This window comes from Dyadobacter sp. 32 (assembly GCF_902506755.1).
Lineage (GTDB): Bacteria > Bacteroidota > Bacteroidia > Cytophagales > Spirosomataceae > Dyadobacter.
In genome coordinates this window covers 6843013-6860326 of the sequence record NZ_LR735258.1, presented here as the reverse complement: position 1 = coordinate 6860326, position 17314 = coordinate 6843013, and the positions used below count along the sequence as shown (strand labels likewise).

Here is a 17314-nt window from a genome sequence, read left to right as displayed (position 1 = left end):
TTAGAAATTAGCCATTAAATCGTCATTACTCTGCTACTAAGTTTCTCGGAGCCAATAAAAGTCGAACCGCCTCCAGAAAACGTTCCAGGTCGTTGGTCTTATTACGGGCAGCCTCATTGCCCGGTGTTGTCAGCGAATAGTATTTGCGTAAACGACCGTCTACCTCAACTGATTCAGTAACCAGAAGCCCCTCCTGTTCCAGTTTGTGTAATACAGGATAAAGTGCTCCAAATGTCAAAGCGATTGCACCGGCTGTTCTTTCCTTCACTTCCTGGGTAATTTCATAACCATACATCCGATCGTGTTCGGCCAGCAAATTCAAAACGATCGTTTTAAGTGTACCCCGTACATATTCGTTACTTGTCGCGTTGTTTTCCATAATTTTAAATTTACAATCCAAATATATATAAGTTTTTTATATATAATGTACAAAAATAAAATTTTTATTTTTGAAATGCCATCTTTAACCCGAAAATATAATTTTCACTCTTCGGCCAATGGAATGGATCTATTGACGCGCTCTTCCAGGGAAATGATTGTTTCTGTACGCTGAATACCACTTACTTTTTGAATTTTATCGTGAAGTATCTGACGGAGATGTCCTGTATCCCTACACACGATTTTGATAAATATGCTGTAAATACCGGTTGTATAATGAATGTTAACCACTTCGGGAATTAACTCCAGTTCCTTTACTACCTGCTCATACAGCGAACTTTTATCCAGATAAACCCCTAAAAACGCACTGATATCCCATCCAAGTTTTGTTGGATCAATAATGAGCTGCGAACCTTTGACAATTCCCAGCTGCTCCATTTTCTTCATTCTTACGTGTACTGTTCCGCCAGAAACAAATACGCGTTTGCCAATTTCGGTATACGGCAGTGCCGCATTTTCCATCAGTAAGGCAAGAATCCGCAAATCCGTACTGTCAATATCTGAATATCTCTGCATTTTGGTTAAATTAATTAGGGTTTTCGCAATAATAATAGCCAATTTATATCAAAATTGTAAATTTTATATATTTTTTCTGCAAAAATTTTATATTTTAAATCCTAGCTACTACTTTTGCAGAGTCATAAAAGGAAACAGGAATTTAAAATTGTTTCAGGCTTGACAAAAAGTATCACATTGTAGGGTGATGAAACTGGCAGCCATGCCCTCCTGTCTCGGGGGTGGTGAATCAGGGATAAACACGGCATAATGCCGACGAAAGTCGACTGGGGTGGACCACCAATTCAGTTTTTGTACCGTAGCTAACCGCACCGTGGGTGGTTCGAATCCCCCTCCTACAGCAAAAAAAACTTGACAAGCGATTTTTTTCGTAGTAGTTTTATTTGGTTTTTAGTTTGTTGATGAAGTGTAATTTGACACGCGGGTTCGCTTTGAAGCCTGCGTGTTTTTCTTTTAAGGGACTAATGAGCTGACTACCTGCAAGATAACATCACTAGATCAAACAGGCCCGCCCCACTCCTGCTGCTCACCGGACAAACCACTTCACTACCTTCTTATCGTTTGTTCGCAACCAAATGGTCAAAAAGCTATTTTGATACATGCGCAATAAAAATAAATAAATCCTTCATTTGGTTATAATCACATTCAGCCTTGTAATTTTGTGGGTCAATGAGATGCCTCTATGGGATACTCTGTTTAAATATTTACATGAAGAAAATTCGTAATTTTTGTATCATCGCCCATATTGATCATGGGAAAAGTACTTTGGCAGATCGTTTGCTGGAATTTACCAAAACTGTTTCCAACCGGGACATGCAGGCTCAGCTGCTTGACAACATGGATCTGGAACGTGAGCGGGGAATTACAATAAAAAGTCATGCCATCCAGATGCAATACCTGTATCAGGGTGAAGAATATACACTTAATCTGATCGACACACCGGGGCACGTCGACTTTTCCTATGAAGTATCTCGGTCCATTGCAGCTTGCGAAGGCGCTCTTCTGCTGGTAGATGCGTCGCAGGGTACAGAGGCACAGACGATCTCAAACTTGTACCTCGCCATCAACCATGACCTGGTGATTATTCCGGTTCTTAACAAGGTGGATTTGCCGGGGGCCATGCCCGAGGAGATCAAAGACGAAATGGTTGATCTGCTTGGCTGCAACAGGGATGACATTATACCAGCAAGCGGTAAAGAAGGAATAGGTATAGAAGCGATACTCAATGCCATCGTGGAGCGAATCCCGCATCCTGTGGGAGACCCGGCAGCGCCCCTTCAAGCCTTGATTTTTGATTCCGTGTTCAACTCCTACCGAGGAATTGAGGTTATTTTCCGTGTAAAAAACGGAAGTATCAGGAAAGGCGACCGTGTGAAATTCATGAACACGGGCAAGGAATATATAGCCGATGAAATCGGTACCCTTGGACTCGTTCAGATACCCAAACAGGTCGTGGAATGTGGGAACGTAGGTTACCTCATTTCAGGGATAAAAGTAGCGAAAGAGGTGAAAGTCGGGGATACAGTAACGCACCTGCACAATCCCGCATCCGAGGCTTTACACGGATTTTCGGAAGTTAAACCAATGGTTTTTGCCGGAATTTACCCCGTTGATACCAGTGAGTTTGAAGAGCTGCGGGATGCTATGGAAAAACTTCAGCTCAACGACGCAGCGCTTGTTTGGGAGCCTGAGACATCAGCCGCCCTGGGCTTCGGCTTCCGCTGCGGTTTTCTGGGCATGCTTCATATGGAAATTGTGCAGGAACGCCTTGAACGCGAATTCGACATGACCGTAATTACGACGGTACCTTCGGTGCAGTTCAGAATTATTAATACCAAAGACCAGTTGCTTAACATCAGCGCACCTTCGGAAATGCCTGAGCCGAACCACATCAACTGGATTGAAGAACCTTATATCAACGCACAGATCATCACAAAATCCGATTACATAGGTCCGATTTTAAATCTCTGTATGGATAAGCGCGGTGTACTCAAAAACCAGGTTTATCTCACCGCGGAGCGCGTCGAACTTCAATTCAAGATTCCTCTGGCCGAAGTAGTTTTTGACTTTTTTGACAAACTCAAAACCATATCCCGTGGTTACGCTTCATTGGATTACGAGCTGTCCAATTACGAAGAGTCGGATATGGTGAAGCTGGACGTAATGCTTAACGGGGAGCCGGTAGATGCATTGTCGGCCATCGTACACCGAACCAAAGCTTACGAATGGGGCAAGAAGCTTTGCGAGAAACTACGCGAACTGATACCACGTCAGATGTTTGAAATTGCGATCCAGGCAGCGATTGGCCAAAAGATCATAGCCCGGGAAACCGTAAAAGCCATGCGGAAGGATGTATTGGCCAAATGTTATGGCGGCGATATTTCCCGTAAGCGTAAACTGCTTGAAAAACAAAAGAAAGGAAAGAAACGCATGCGCCAGGTTGGAAACGTAGAAATCCCTCAGGAGGCGTTTATGGCGGTTTTGAAGATCAATTAACCTCTGTAAGGTCCTTTCGTTATGTCGGAAGGACCTTTTTCAATTCGTCTCATCCGAATTGCTATCCGATTCCTTAATACTGCGCGAAACGCGAGGTGCTTTTTGCACCACCATCAATGGGATTGAATTCCCTCTTCTATGGTTAATCCGAAAACGGTAACGTTCTATTTTCGGGCCATAGCTAATCGACCCATCTGCAGCTATAATAATCATGGCGCCGATTGCACCGCCCACAGCTCCCCCATACATCAAGGGCATCATAGCGTTATTAGGCTGACTGGCAAAAGATCCGGTTCTTTCATAGTAAAAGTCTGAATTTTCTTTTGTCATGACGCAATAATCACCCGCCGAAGTTACCTTAATCAATATGTTTCCATCCGACACAGCATAAATACCTTGGTTATCAAGTTTTACTTTTCTGTTTTTAGCCTTAAATATCCTGAACACCTTTATATTTTTTGCCTTCGAGGTATCAATTAACATTTCTGTACTAATATCAGGTGTATTCATTTTAAAGTGCTGATAATTCTTATAAATCCCCGCATTGGGTTTCGACGCTACATACATGGGAATATTTAATTTTTCCAGGCTGTCAAGTACCGCTAATTCATTTAAGGAATAGGCTCTCTGATTCGAATTTGAATCCAATTTCACCTCAGCAGCCCTCTTGGCAATCTCACAAAACTGTTCATTCACTTGTCGAAGCAGCTTTTTTGTGACATCAAATCCCTTAGGACGATAAACACTATCCACTGTCAAAAATTCAACAAACTTTCCATCACCCGTTTCGCGGAATAGTCTAAGGGACAGTTTTAACCTTCCAGCGGATTCCACCTCGTGCAAAAACAACTCATTGAGCATAAATACCATGGACGATCCCACTTCGGGTGATTTGCTCACAAAAAAATGAGCTAGAGTATCCGCAATGCTGCCGTTGAACCTGATTGCTCTGACTCTGTTTCCAAGGCCGGTCTGTATGTAGCCAAGAAGTTGATTATCAATTCTGTTATCAATTGCCCGGACCTTTGAAAACGGAGAATTCAGATTTTCACAATGACAATTAATTTCCAAATTTTGATCCTGAGCCAGTAAAAAATGCAGAGGGAACAGGCAAATCAACAAGGCATAAAATCTAAGCATCACAGTAGGGAGGGTAAATACGTTAAAACGGGCCCAAATCTATCATCTTTGGCAATAACTCACAACCTGGTACGAAAATCATCGTTCATATCCTGCCCATTCGTATCCGATAAGTTGTGAACGCTAAATCAAATAAAATTCAGTCTACAGTTCAATGGTAACATTCCCATTATTTTAATTCCGACAGAGCGAAAATCAACATTTTCCTTAATCCGTTGCCCGTAACCCAGTCTGCACAACAACTCCTTCTTGACATATAGATAGCTGATACACAATCCAAATCAGGTTTGGATCAATGAATTAATTTAGCTACTTCCACGATTTGAAGTAATTTTTAAGTCCGAAATCCTTACCTATCCACCTTTTATCGTAATTTTGAATGAAATATAGGTCGATAAAACGAAACTAAAATACCCAAACAACCGATATGGCAGAAGTAATCCGTATGCCCAAGATGAGCGACACCATGGAAGAAGGTGTTATTGCAGAATGGCACAAAAAAGTGGGTGATAAAATAAAATCCGGAGAAATTATAGCAGAAGTCGAAACGGACAAAGCTACAATGGATCTTGAATCCTATTATGACGGTACACTGCTTTATATAGGTGTGCAAAAAGGTGATGCCGTTCCGATTGACGGGATCATGGCAGTAGTGGGTAATGAAGGTGAAGATTACCAATCTCTCCTTGAAGGCGGTGAAAGCAATGGCGCATCCAAGGAAGCACCAAAGGTAGAAGAGGCCCAAGATGAAGCTAAGCCAGTAATCGAATCTGCTCCAAAGGCTGAAAAACCTGCTGCATCCACTGAAAAAATCAATGCCGTGGTGGTGCGCATGCCGAAAATGAGTGATACCATGGAAGAAGGCACCCTGGTTTCCTGGCAGAAAAAAGTAGGCGACAAGATAAAATCCGGAGATATCCTGGCCGATGTGGAAACCGACAAGGCTACTATGGAGCTTGAAGCTTATGAAGACGGAACCTTATTGTATATAGGAATAAAAGATGGTGAAGCAGTTCCTGTTGATGGCATTATAGCCGTGATCGGTGAGGAAGGTGCAAATGTAGAAGCTTTGCTTGCAAGAGAAAATGGCGATGGAGCACCTGCAGAAGCAGAAAGTAAACCCGCTGAAAGTTCCAACGAAGCAGCGAGCGAAAAAAGCACAACGGTGGCCGATTCAGGGGATCGGATCAAGGCGTCCCCACTGGCAAAACGGCTTGCCGATGAAAAAGGAATCAATTTAAGTCAGGTGGCCGGAAGCGGCGACAACGGCCGGATCGTAAAACGTGACGTGGACGAGTTTAAGCCATCGGCCAAGCCGGCAGATGCCGCACCTGCACAGGAAGCAACGGAGGCATCTGCACCAAAGCAAGCGGCAGCGCCGCAGGCAGCTCCGGCCAACGGGGATTTTGTGGATACCCCGGTATCACAAATGCGTAAAACCATCGCGCGTCGCCTGAGCGACAGCTTATTTACAGCGCCACATTTCTATGTGACCATGGAAATAGTGATGGACAAAGCGATGGCACTACGTCCGCAGTTGAATGAGGTGAGCCCGGCAAAAATCTCCTTCAATGATATGGTGATCAAGGCCTGTGCGGTAGCATTGAAACAGCACCCTGCCGTCAACTCAGCCTGGCTGGGTGATAAAATAAGACGATACAACTACGTAAATATCGGTGTGGCTGTTGCTGTTGACGAAGGACTTCTTGTTCCTGTCATCCGTGATGCTGACAAAAAAACACTTTCTGCCATTTCAGCTGAAGTAAAAGACCTGGCAGGAAAAGCAAAAGATAAAAAACTGCAGCCGAAAGATTGGGAGGGAAATACTTTCTCCATTTCAAATCTGGGCATGTTTGGTGTGGATGAATTTACCGCAATCATCAATCCTCCCGACTCCTGTATTCTGGCCATTGGAGGAATTAAAAAGGTAGCCGCCTTCAAAGAAGACGGTACAGTTTACCCAACCAACATCATGAAGATCACGATCTCTGCTGATCATAGGGTTGTAGATGGTGCCTTAGCAGCTGCATTCCTGAACACAGTGAAGAAACTGCTTGAAGAACCCATGAGCATGCTGGTTTAAGTCTTGTGCTTTTAACAGTGCCGTACCTCAAGTGCTGGAACCAAAATGGATACATGTACAAAGTGTCAGGTTTTACGACCTGGCACTTTTGTTTTAACAGTTCCCTGCAAAGGATCGGTTAGCTACCTTTTGGTTTGACTTAAAGCTGAGCCTTTAAGAAGAAACAGACTATCAGCTCTTTCATCTGAATAGGCTGGATGAGAACAAAATCATTTACGAATTAATTGGAATCAATTTAATGGAAAAAATACACGCAACAACCGTCCTTGGTGTTCTGCACAACGGTACCGTTTCTTTAGGCGCAGACGGCCAGGCAACCATGGGCAACACAGTAGCCAAGAGCAATGTAAAAAAGATCAGGACACTGATGGGCGGGAAAATCCTGGTTGGATTTGCCGGATCCACAGCGGATGCCTTTACATTACTTGAAAGGTTTGAAGAAAAACTGAATGCGTATGGGGGCAATATGAAACGCGCTGCCATTGAACTCGCAAAAGACTGGCGGACAGATCGATACCTTCGAAAACTGGAAGCTATGATGATTACCGCCAACAAAGATGAAATTCTTGTCATTTCCGGTACTGGAGATGTACTGGAACCTGAGAATGGTATTGCGGCAATCGGTTCGGGCGGAAATTTCGCATTGTCAGCAGCACAGGCATTGAAAAAACACGCAACCCATCTGACGGCCGAAGAAATGGTCAGAGAAGGCTTGACAGTCGCCGCAGATCTTTGTATTTACACCAATCATAATCTGGTGATAGAAAAGGTGGTATAACTAAGAGCATTTCAATATGAGCAGTCGGGGCAATAAAATGCTCGACTGCTCATATTATATCGCCCAAAAAGCCAAAGACGATATACTTTGGCGGACCCTGTGTTTACCTTCGGAATCAAACACTTCAATAATTTTGCTTAATAAAGTTTTATAACAGTATCTGTACAGCCGATTATAACTCAGCAAGCAGGGTCATGAGTTTGACGAGTTCATCGGAAACGCTACGCCCATTTTCCGGCTGATACTTATGTGCAATCATGGCGAAGCTCAGGAGCACTCCCGACCGGGAAGTAACATATCCTGCATAAGCCCGTGTACCCTCTATGGATCCACTTTTCGCCCTGATATTCCCTGCCGCTTTGGTACCTTTGCCCAGATTCCTGACGGTTCCATTCACGCCCATTACAGCAATGCTTTTATAAAAATCCGTGAAACTGGTCTCCCGCGTTGCTGCCGCAAGTATTTGCGTAAGATTTTGTGTGGTAAGCGATGCTGAAGGAGACAAACCACTCCCATCTTTGATATAGAATCCGCCGAGGTCAACGTTACGGGAACGCCAGTAACTGGCGACCGCCTCAGAGGCATTGTCGTAGTCGGACTTACCGTTCGAACGTTTTCCGATTAACCTCAAAAAAGAATCGGCATATAAATTGATGCTCCACCAGTTGGTTTGCAGACAAAGCTCCCGTAGTGGCGGAGATTGATATTCATCCAAAACCTTTCTCTGACCCGATAAAGCCCCTCCCAGAAGCGAATCAGGCAACCCTAAAATAGCTACTGAAGCGCCAAGCAGGCTACCGGTAAGCAAATTCACGGCAAGTTTTGGAGGATCCGGCAAAGATCCCTTTGCAGTAAAAGTGGCAAAGCCCGCCGGAACGGTTCCCCGCAACAAGACATTATTTTGCAAAGGCGTGTTGTAAACGATAACCTGATCTCCGCTTCCCCGCTCTCCGGTTGAAACGAAATTTGAGAAATCAAGACCAGGCACCATAGGATCTATAGTAACCAAAGGGGCAGGATCTCCGGATGTGGCTGCGGGTTTAAATTTCAGACGGTATAAATTCTCATTGAAATTAAGCCCGTTTACGCCGGCACCGTAGTAATTCCCCAGATCCGCATAAATCCAGCTGTCGGCAACGGTGTTTCCTTCGAAGAAAGAATTATCTGCGATCACCTTCCCCTTGATTATACGAATACCGGCCTTCTGAGCCGATGCTGCCCATCGATTTGCCATTTTTCCTGCATTGGGATAATCCTTAAACCGGTCACTTCCCAAGGATGGATCACCCATGCCACGGATGTACAAATTCCCGTGTAAAGTATCCCTCCTGATTTCCCCGTCATATTCCAGGTAAGTTGTATATCGAAAATCTCCTCCCAGCATGGAGAGCGCACTTGCTGTTGTGACCAGCTTCAGCGTGGAAGCAGAAGGAAGCGAACGGGTAGGGTTCAGCGAGAAAATGTTTTGCCCCTCTTTGGCATTTTTTACTGCTACGGAAAGCGTTCCGTAGCGAAGCAGGTCACTATTTTGTAACTCTAGTACGGCATCTTCAAAGTTGGACAACCTCAGGCTATCCACTGGCTGACAAAGCGACTCCTGCCCCATCACTGACCAAATCAGTGCTATACATACTTTCAAACAGCGAAATTTCAACATTGAGCTCCCTGAGTTTAATAATTTGATTCCCCTCCAGACATCTTCCCTGGTTTTGGTTAATTGGGTCGGCTACAAATTCCATTTAGGAGACTCACCAATTGTCTGTCTCTTTTTTGGTACTTTTGCAGTCAGGTAGTATATTGGACTTAATGGGCAACATTCAAAATGAAGCCAGGACTTATTCCGTTGAATTAAGACCAACATGACGATATTACTTAAAGTTAAGATTCTGAACAATATTGTTTTTTCTCATCTGGGAAAATTCATAATATAGATATTTATAGTATAAATAAAGTATGAAATTAACCTTTTGGGGAGCTGCCCAACAAGTTACTGGCAGTATGTTTCTATTGGAATCGGACGATTACCGGATTTTAATAGACTGTGGCTCCGATTTTGATCTGGATGCATTAGGAAAAAAAACACGCTATGATGAACAAAAAAGTGTCTTCCCTTTCGATGCAAGTTTGATCAACACCGTTTTGCTCACCCACGCGCACATTGATCACTCTGGTAATATTCCCAATCTTTTCAAAGAAGGTTTTGAGGGACGGGTCGTTTGTACAGAACCTACTATGGCGCTCACCTCGCTCCTATTAAAAGACGCAGCTAACCTGCACCAGAAACGACTTAACGCCCAAAATGACCTTACCGGTAAAAAGAAAGGAAAAAAACGGAAAGAAATTCCGAGGGATTACTTCGTAGAAAAAAACGTTATTGAAGCGCTCGAGAATTTTGTCCCGGTAGCCTTTGGTCAACGGTATCGGATCGCCGATCACGTTTCAATCACTTTTTACGCAGCCGGGCATTTGCTCGGTGCTGCACACATTGTGGTCGAGGTATTTGAAAATGGTGAAAGAAAAAGAATATGCTTTTCCGGAGATATTGGTCGGAATAATTATCCCTTGCTGATGGATCCTCAGGAAGTGCCCGATGTGGATTACCTGGTCTGTGAGTCAACCTACGGAAACCGTATCCACGAAAATACTGGTTCCCCAACGGAAGCACTCGCTGATGTAATCAAAAGAACTTGCGTTGATATTCCTGGCCGGCTTATCATTCCGTCGTTCAGCGTTGGCCGCACCCAGGCATTACTTTACACGCTAAACAAAATCTACGCGGATCATTCCTTTCCCAATCTCAAAGTATTCTCTGACAGCCCGCTGGCATACAGTAGTACGAAGGTTTATCAGCGCCACATTAAGCTGCTCAACAAAGAAGCCCGGAATTTCCAGGACAATAACGACATGCTTTTCGACTTTGACAATCTGATCTATCTTGAAAGTTCTGACGCCAGCAAAGCAGTTTCCAATTACAATGAACCCTGCATCATAATTTCATCATCGGGCATGGTTCAGGGGGGCCGTGTGGAGTACCATGTGGAAGCAAATATAGGCAATCCGTATGCCACTATTTTAATGATAGGCTATGCCTCCGAGGGCACCCTTGGATGGCGCCTTTTACATGGGCAGGATACCATCTCAATTCGGGGCAAACAACTGCCTGTCTTGGCTAATATTGAAAAAATTGACGTATTTAGCGGCCACGGAGATCAAAACGATTTGATCAGATTTGTGAGAATGCAGGATCCAGAAAAGCTGAAAGCCGTTTTTCTGGTGCATGGAGAGCATCAGAGCATGTCCGATTTTCAAAACATTTTACAAAATGAGGGGTATAAAACGGTCGAAATACCGATGAGGGGACAAACATTTTATCTCTAGCCCGAATAACCAAAATCAGAACCTAAAAAATGAGAACATACTTAGATTTCGAGAAACCTATGGCCGAGCTGGAAACCAAGCTCGAAGAAATGAAAAAATTGGCCAAGGATAACAATGTGGATGTTTCTGACGCCATTTCATTATTGGAAAGCAATATTACAGATCTTCGGAAAGATATATTTGAGAACCTCACCAGGTGGCAGCGCGTGCAGCTGTCGCGGCACCCCGACAGGCCCTATACCCAGGATTATATACAGCTGATCTGCGATGAATTCATCGAACTTCATGGTGATCGCCAGGTTCGCGATGACCCTGCTGTTATCGGCGGGCTTGCCAACGTCGAGGGCCAGAGTTTTATGATCATTGGTCAGCAAAAAGGAAGGAATACCAAGCAGCGTCAGCACCGCAATTTTGGTATGCCAAATCCGGAAGGTTATCGAAAAGCGTTACGTCTGATGAAACTCGCTGAAAAATTCAATAAGCCGATCGTCACCCTGATCGACACACCGGGGGCGTTTCCTGGCCTTGAAGCAGAAGAAAGAGGACAGGCTGAGGCCATTGCCCGCAATATGAAAGAAATGTTCATGTTGAAAGTCCCTGTTATTTGTATCGTGATTGGAGAGGGCGCCTCGGGAGGAGCCATCGGAATCGGGATCGGTGACCGGGTACTCATGCTGGAAAACACCTGGTATTCTGTAATATCACCGGAAAATTGCTCCACCATTTTGTGGCGCAGCTGGGATTTCAAGGAACAGGCTGCCGAAGCAATGAAAATTACCGCCAAGGACATGAAAAACAACAAGCTGATCGATGGCATTGTGGCTGAACCACTTGGTGGCGCGCATCTGGATCACAACTGGATGGCCGCAGAACTCAAACGGGTGATTCTTGAAAACATCAAAGAATTGTCATCCATCAAGTTTGAAAAAAGAATTGACCAGCGCATTGAAAAGTTCTGTGCTATGGGGGTTGTGGTGGAATAGATTTGGGGTGAAAAGTAAAATGTAAGAAGTGAGATGTTGATACCAGAACCTAACATGCGTACTTCTCACTTTTCACTTGCTACATCTCACCAAGAAAGCGCATAGCAAAACATGAAAAACGAGAAAATAAAAAATATCATATTTGACCTGGGCGACGTCATTTTGAATATCGACGTACCGCTGGCATCCTTATCATTCGCCGAGCTCAGCGGCAGGGAGCAAGCCGAGATACTGACCCTTTTTAAAGAGAAGGATATTTTCAGGCAATTTGAAACCGGGCACTTAACCGAAGCTGGTTTCAGAGATTATGTGCGAGAGCTTCTTGTTTTTCCGGATTGGACAGACGACATGATAGATACCGCCTGGAATAGTCTTTTGCTGGATCTTCCTCCGGAAAGAATCCAATTACTTAAAGATCTCCGTAAAAATTACAGATTGTTTCTCCTTAGCAACACCAGCTCTATACACATCACGAAGGTCAATCAGATTCTGGAGGCGGCAACCGGCATCAAAAGACTGGATGATTTATTCGAAAAGGTTTTCGTCTCCTACGAAATGGGACTCATGAAACCAGATCCCCGGATTTACTCGAACTTACTGGAACAGGCTGGTCTCATCGCGGAAGAAACGCTTTTCCTGGACGACAATCACGATAACATTAAAGGAGCTCAAACCCTGGGTATTGACACGATCCACGTGCAAAAACCCACCACCATACTGGAATATCTAAAAGACTATGCAGTCTAATACGCGTACTTACTTCATTCAGAGCATCCTGTTCCTGCTTACGATCATTACCACCACCATGGCGGGGGCGGAATGGATGTATGGAAACATTTTTTCCTTTGTCTACGACTTTTTTGAATTTCTGTTTGGCAAACCAACCGAAGAAGCAGCCGTAATTGCCCATACACCGATGGGCTGGCCGGAATTTGTAAGTGCCTTTCAATTTTCTATACCTTTTCTGACCATTTTAACTGTTCATGAATTCGGACATTATTTTGTAGCCAGGGCTCATCAGGTAAAAGTTACGCTTCCGTACTATATCCCATTGTGGTTTGGATTTACCCAAAGCATCGGAACTATGGGAGCGTTTATCCGAATTACTTCAGTGGTTAAATCACGTTTAAAGTTTTTCGATATTGGGATTGCAGGTCCATTGGCTGGTTTCATTGTGGCATTGGGTGTGCTGTGGTATGGCTTCACACACCTTCCGCCACCGGAATTTATCTTTACCATACACCCCGAGTACGCTAAATATGGTTTAGAATATTCAAAGTTTGTCTACGAAAAAGCACCCGGCGGAATCGTCCTTGGCGACAATATTCTATTCTGGTTTCTTAAAACTTACGTGGCCGACCCGGCCAGGATGCCCCACGAATTTGAGATCATACATTACCCCTATCTGTTTGCCGGCTACCTCGCACTGTTTTTCACATCTCTGAATCTGATCCCGATCGGACAGCTGGATGGTGGTCATGTTTTGTACGGACTTATCGGTAAGAAAAAATTCAATGTGGTTGCACCCGTACTTTTCGGCATTTTCGCTTTTTATGCCGGGCTTGGCCTGTTCAAAGCGGACACCTTTGCCAAAGGCAGCACAGAGGTATTTTATGATCAACTCATGTACCTGGGATTGTACATTTATTTCCTCTTCATCTGTTTTCGGCGAATTACAGAAAGTGCCACCACCGGCCTGATGATCAGTCTGATTATTGTGGTTGGACAGTTTGCCGTTTCCTACATCCGTCCCGATTGGGAAGGGTATTCCGGGTTTCTGGCTTTTGTATTCATCCTCGGGCGTTTTCTGGGGGTTAAGCACCCCGAAACTGAAGAAAATGAACCACTCGATACCCCAAGAATTATTCTTGGAATCTGCGCGCTCATTATTTTTGTCATCTCTTTCAGCCCAAGGCCATTTATCGAGATGTAAGTGTTCCTCACGGATTTCGATGATACATTCAATTTAAAAATTACCCATGCGCATCCTACTCAACGAAAGTTTGTCTTGACAACCACGAAATTTGCCTGAACCGAGCTTTCATGTTAAGAGCTATCACCGCCTTTCTTTTTCGTTGTTCCGGATGGAAAATCATCGGAAATACTCCAAAACACATCCATAAAGCCGTATGGGTGGGCGCTCCGCACACGACAAACTGGGATTTTTTTGTCTGCCTGGGCGGGCGGGCTGAGCTGAATATTGACATCGGCTTTCTCGCAAAAAGCCAGCTTTTCAAATGGTACTCGGGATGGCTGTTCAGGGCACTGGGCTGCTACCCGGTTCACAGGCACAAATCACTGAACCTGGTCGACTCCGTAGCCGCGATGTACAACCAACGCGAAAGCCTGCACATCGCCATCACCCCGGAAGGCACGCGTAAGGATGTAGACAAGATTAAGACCGGCTTCTACCATATTGCTCTGAAAGCAAATGTACCTGTTATCCTCATTGGCTTTGACTATCCTGGAAAAGCAATTGTGGTAAGCGGCCCCATTTATTTGCAGAATGACTTCCAAAAAGACATGAAAGTCATTTATGATTTCTACCTTACTATTCCCGGAAAACGCAAGAGCTGGATCAAAAATTACGAAATGACCGGAATCATTGAAATGGTTTAAGCAGGCGTTAGCAAGACCAAATTGTACACTTTTAAATTGGTTTTACCGAAAATTTCAAACAAATTACTACAGGTAAATCACTAATAAAAGCTGCAAACATGACGTCACGCCGTAAATTTATTCGCGCTTGTCTTGCTTCACCAATAATCATGCAATGGCCAAGAAATTGGAAAAACCAAATCGTTACGGTTGACGGGGTAATTCAAACTCGGGCTTTGGGGTTAACCCTCATTCATGAGCATGTTCTGGTGGACTTTATAGGTGCCGACAAGATCAGCTTCGACCGCTGGGAACATGAGTCCGTCATCCAGAAAGTCCTCCCCTACTTATTTGAAGCTAAGGAAAGAGGAATAACCAGTATTGCCGAATGTACCCCTGCCTACTTAGGAAGAGATGTGAATCTTCTGCAAAAATTATCCGAAAAATCGGGTCTCCAGATCATCACCAATACCGGATTCTATGGCGCATCCGATAACAAATTTCTTCCACAAATCGCAAAAACTGAAACGGCCCGGCAGCTTGCAGACCGCTGGATAAACGAGTTTCGTTATGGCATTGACGGTACCACCATCAAACCGGGTTTCATTAAGATTGGCGTAAATCCTGGCCCCCTTTCTGATTTGCATAAAAAGCTTGTTACAGCTGCTGCACTAACCCATCTTGCAACCGGCCTGACGATCTGCTCGCATACCGGCCCCGCAGCCACCGCACGCGAAGAATTGAAAATACTTGAAAACCTGGGTGTTCACCCGCGTGCATTTGTGTGGGTGCACGCCAGCGGAAGTGATGAGGAATTTGTACAGCTTGGAAAAATGGGTTGTTGGATCAGCCTCGATGGCATTCATGAAAACAATCTGGATAAAAACGCGGCAACAATTTCTCTTTTGAAATCCCATGGTTTCATGGACCAAATTCTCATTTCTCATGATGCGGGATGGTACAGGCCAGGAGAGCCGGACGGAGGCCCATTCAAAAGTTTCACCACCATTTCTGACAAATTTTTGCCATTTTTAATGCACAGAGGATTCTCCTGGAAAGAGATCAATCAGCTGATGGTCAACAATCCGGCACAAATGTTAGCCATCAGAATCAGGAAAATATAATCTCAAATGAATCCTGTTTCTCTCATGAAGCCTGGGTGCATTTTTTAACTAATTTCGCTCTCTCTTTATTATCCAGCCAGCTTATCGAAACAAATTTGTGATTTTTACCAGCAAAAACTTCACTTATCTTCTTTGGCGAAAAAAAAGTGCTTAAATCATTCAACTCTCTGATTTACTGCCTTTTCTATATCCATTTTTTTTCTGAGATTTAAGGAACGAACAAAATCCAGTTGATTCGGATTAATCGCACCTCCTAAATTTTTCTCATTGTAAAGATGTATAGCGCCACGCCTTTTACAATCATGCAAAAGAAAATCGGGTACCTCACCCTTTTATTTTTCGCACTTTTTTACTTCACCACCTCCTCCGGCATCAACTGCTCAAATGACGGCAGCCACTTTGCACTGGCCAGTGCAATTTATTACCATCAAAGCCCGGAGATAAAACCTTTTTTTCACTATGTTCAGAAAAGTGACTATGCTGTTAAAGACGGGATCATTTATTCGGACAGGCTACCGGGAAATGCTTTTCTCATGCTTCCGTTTCTGGCCTATTCCAATTTGTTGAAATTAGCAGGTAATAATTACCTTGGTAAAAGATTTGAGGCTGATGTTGTAGCCATTTCCTTCCTGCCAAATATATGTGGCTTAATAGGGCTGGTGCTTTTATTTTTCCTGTATCGGAAGATCGGCTTTGATTTTAATTTAGCCTATATTTCAACTGTTATTTACGGTGTTGCGACCCTACACTGGCTGGAATCTGTACATGCTTTCTCGCATGGCCCATCCATGATGTTTGTTCTCTGGGCCGTATACCTTGCGGGTTCGGTAAAAGATGTAAAAAAAGATCAGAAGCAACTTTACGCAATAGCCGGCCTAATCGGTTTTTCGACGATCATTGAATTACAGAACATCCTGTTTCTCTTTCCTATATTCCTGTATACCGTTGTATTGATTCACCCATCGGGCTTTCTTAGGTTCCGAAGCTGGGTTCCTGTTGTCGGCGGTTGCATGGCTATCGCGGCCTTCTTTTTAGCCTGCCTTGCTTTTTACAACTACCTCACTTTCGGCGAAATATTATTAAAAAGTAACACCTTCAATCCGCATTTCCCCGAAGAAAAATCTTTTGGCTCAGCGCTTGACGGCAACCTTTTACTCGGTTTGGATAAACTGCTTACCAACTTTGCAAACCCTATCGTTTACACCAACTGGCGCATGGGGATTGGCAATGATACCCCCGGCATTTTCATTACTTCACCGGTGTTATTTTTAAGTCTGTTCGGATATGTGACCTTTTTCAAAAAACAGAAAAACATCGCAATCTTGTTTTTGCTGATGATCGCCATTTCCGTTGCCATCGCCGCCCTGCACAAAACAACTTTAACGCGTCACATTTTCACTGTCACGCCGCTACTCTATTTCCCAATCATATATTGCCTCCATTATCTCTGGAACTCCGGCAAGCTACGTGTAGCTGGTACATCATTGGCTGCGCTGCTGGTATTTTTGAGTACAGCCCGTGTGGCCTACGTTATCTACAGTTATTATGGACGCGCTTATCTCGGTTTGTTCCGATATCACTCCGAAATGTTATTTTTCCTTTTGTTCTATGTCCCCCTGATCACCATCGTCTTACTATGGACGCGTAAAAAAATGATGCAGGACAATATTTTTAAAAAACCGCTGATTTCTTAACCAATCTTGCCATACAGCTGAAGTATTCCACTTTGTGTAATACAAAAATGAGCCTGACTCAGACCCATTTAAGTAGCGTTTCTTAT

General features: G+C 44.0%; 14 protein-coding genes. 10 read left to right on the top strand and 4 right to left on the bottom strand.

Features of this window, described 5'->3' with window-relative positions:
* Positions 1–25: 25 nt before the first annotated feature.
* Positions 26–379 carry a PadR family transcriptional regulator gene (locus DYADSP32_RS28005; protein WP_149239670.1) on the bottom strand — a complete coding sequence of 118 codons (354 nt, stop codon included), beginning with the start codon at positions 377–379 and terminating at the stop codon, positions 26–28.
* 104 nt (positions 380–483) lie between these two features.
* A complete protein-coding gene (locus tag DYADSP32_RS28000) occupies positions 484–954 on the bottom strand; it encodes an Lrp/AsnC ligand binding domain-containing protein (protein WP_149239671.1) in 471 nt (156 codons plus the stop codon).
* A gap of 708 nt (positions 955–1662) precedes the next feature.
* On the opposite strand from DYADSP32_RS28000, the gene lepA reads away from it, so the two are divergent.
* Positions 1663–3450, top strand: a complete 1788-nt coding sequence (gene lepA / locus DYADSP32_RS27995; RefSeq protein WP_149239672.1) for a translation elongation factor 4 — start codon at positions 1663–1665, stop codon at positions 3448–3450.
* Positions 3451–3489: 39 nt separating this feature from the next.
* Here lepA and DYADSP32_RS27990 read toward each other — a convergent pair whose 3' ends face one another.
* Entirely contained in the window at positions 3490–4590 is a 1101-nt protein-coding gene (locus DYADSP32_RS27990) for a hypothetical protein (protein WP_149239673.1), read from the bottom strand.
* A gap of 427 nt (positions 4591–5017) precedes the next feature.
* On the opposite strand from DYADSP32_RS27990, the gene DYADSP32_RS27985 reads away from it, so the two are divergent.
* Positions 5018–6673 carry a pyruvate dehydrogenase complex dihydrolipoamide acetyltransferase gene (locus DYADSP32_RS27985; RefSeq protein ID WP_149239674.1) on the top strand — a complete coding sequence of 552 codons (1656 nt, stop codon included), beginning with the start codon at positions 5018–5020 and terminating at the stop codon, positions 6671–6673.
* A 238-nt stretch (positions 6674–6911) separates the two neighbouring features.
* Positions 6912–7451 (top strand): ATP-dependent protease subunit HslV, encoded by a 540-nt coding sequence (gene hslV, locus DYADSP32_RS27980; RefSeq protein ID WP_149239675.1) that lies wholly within the window; start codon positions 6912–6914, stop codon positions 7449–7451.
* A gap of 172 nt (positions 7452–7623) precedes the next feature.
* On the opposite strand, the gene dacB is transcribed toward hslV, so the two are convergent.
* Entirely contained in the window at positions 7624–9108 is a 1485-nt protein-coding gene (dacB, locus tag DYADSP32_RS27975; RefSeq protein WP_414618119.1) for a D-alanyl-D-alanine carboxypeptidase/D-alanyl-D-alanine-endopeptidase, read from the bottom strand.
* 296 nt (positions 9109–9404) lie between these two features.
* Here dacB and DYADSP32_RS27970 point away from each other — a divergent pair, with 296 nt between their 5' ends.
* The 7 genes from DYADSP32_RS27970 to DYADSP32_RS27940 all read left to right on the top strand — a co-directional run bounded on the left by DYADSP32_RS27970 (position 9405) and on the right by DYADSP32_RS27940 (position 17228).
* On the top strand, positions 9405–10829 hold the full coding sequence (locus tag DYADSP32_RS27970) for an MBL fold metallo-hydrolase (RefSeq protein WP_149239676.1): 1425 nt from the start codon (positions 9405–9407) through the stop codon (positions 10827–10829).
* Positions 10830–10858: 29 nt separating this feature from the next.
* On the top strand, positions 10859–11812 hold the full coding sequence (locus DYADSP32_RS27965; protein WP_149239677.1) for an acetyl-CoA carboxylase carboxyltransferase subunit alpha: 954 nt from the start codon (positions 10859–10861) through the stop codon (positions 11810–11812).
* 111 nt (positions 11813–11923) lie between these two features.
* A complete protein-coding gene (locus tag DYADSP32_RS27960; RefSeq protein WP_149239678.1) occupies positions 11924–12559 on the top strand; it encodes an HAD family hydrolase in 636 nt (211 codons plus the stop codon).
* A complete protein-coding gene (locus tag DYADSP32_RS27955; protein WP_149239679.1) occupies positions 12549–13745 on the top strand; it encodes a site-2 protease family protein in 1197 nt (398 codons plus the stop codon). Before DYADSP32_RS27960 ends, DYADSP32_RS27955 begins: the two co-directional genes overlap by 11 nt.
* Before the next feature lie 110 nt (positions 13746–13855).
* Positions 13856–14431 (top strand): 1-acyl-sn-glycerol-3-phosphate acyltransferase, encoded by a 576-nt coding sequence (locus tag DYADSP32_RS27950; RefSeq protein ID WP_149239680.1) that lies wholly within the window; start codon positions 13856–13858, stop codon positions 14429–14431.
* Between the two features lie 149 nt (positions 14432–14580).
* Positions 14581–15534 carry a phosphotriesterase gene (locus tag DYADSP32_RS27945; RefSeq protein WP_414618118.1) on the top strand — a complete coding sequence of 318 codons (954 nt, stop codon included), beginning with the start codon at positions 14581–14583 and terminating at the stop codon, positions 15532–15534.
* 302 nt (positions 15535–15836) lie between these two features.
* The gene (locus DYADSP32_RS27940; RefSeq protein ID WP_149239682.1) at positions 15837–17228 is read left to right on the top strand and encodes a hypothetical protein; all 1392 of its coding nucleotides are present in this window, start codon (positions 15837–15839) and stop codon (positions 17226–17228) included.
* Positions 17229–17314: the final 86 nt, after the last annotated feature.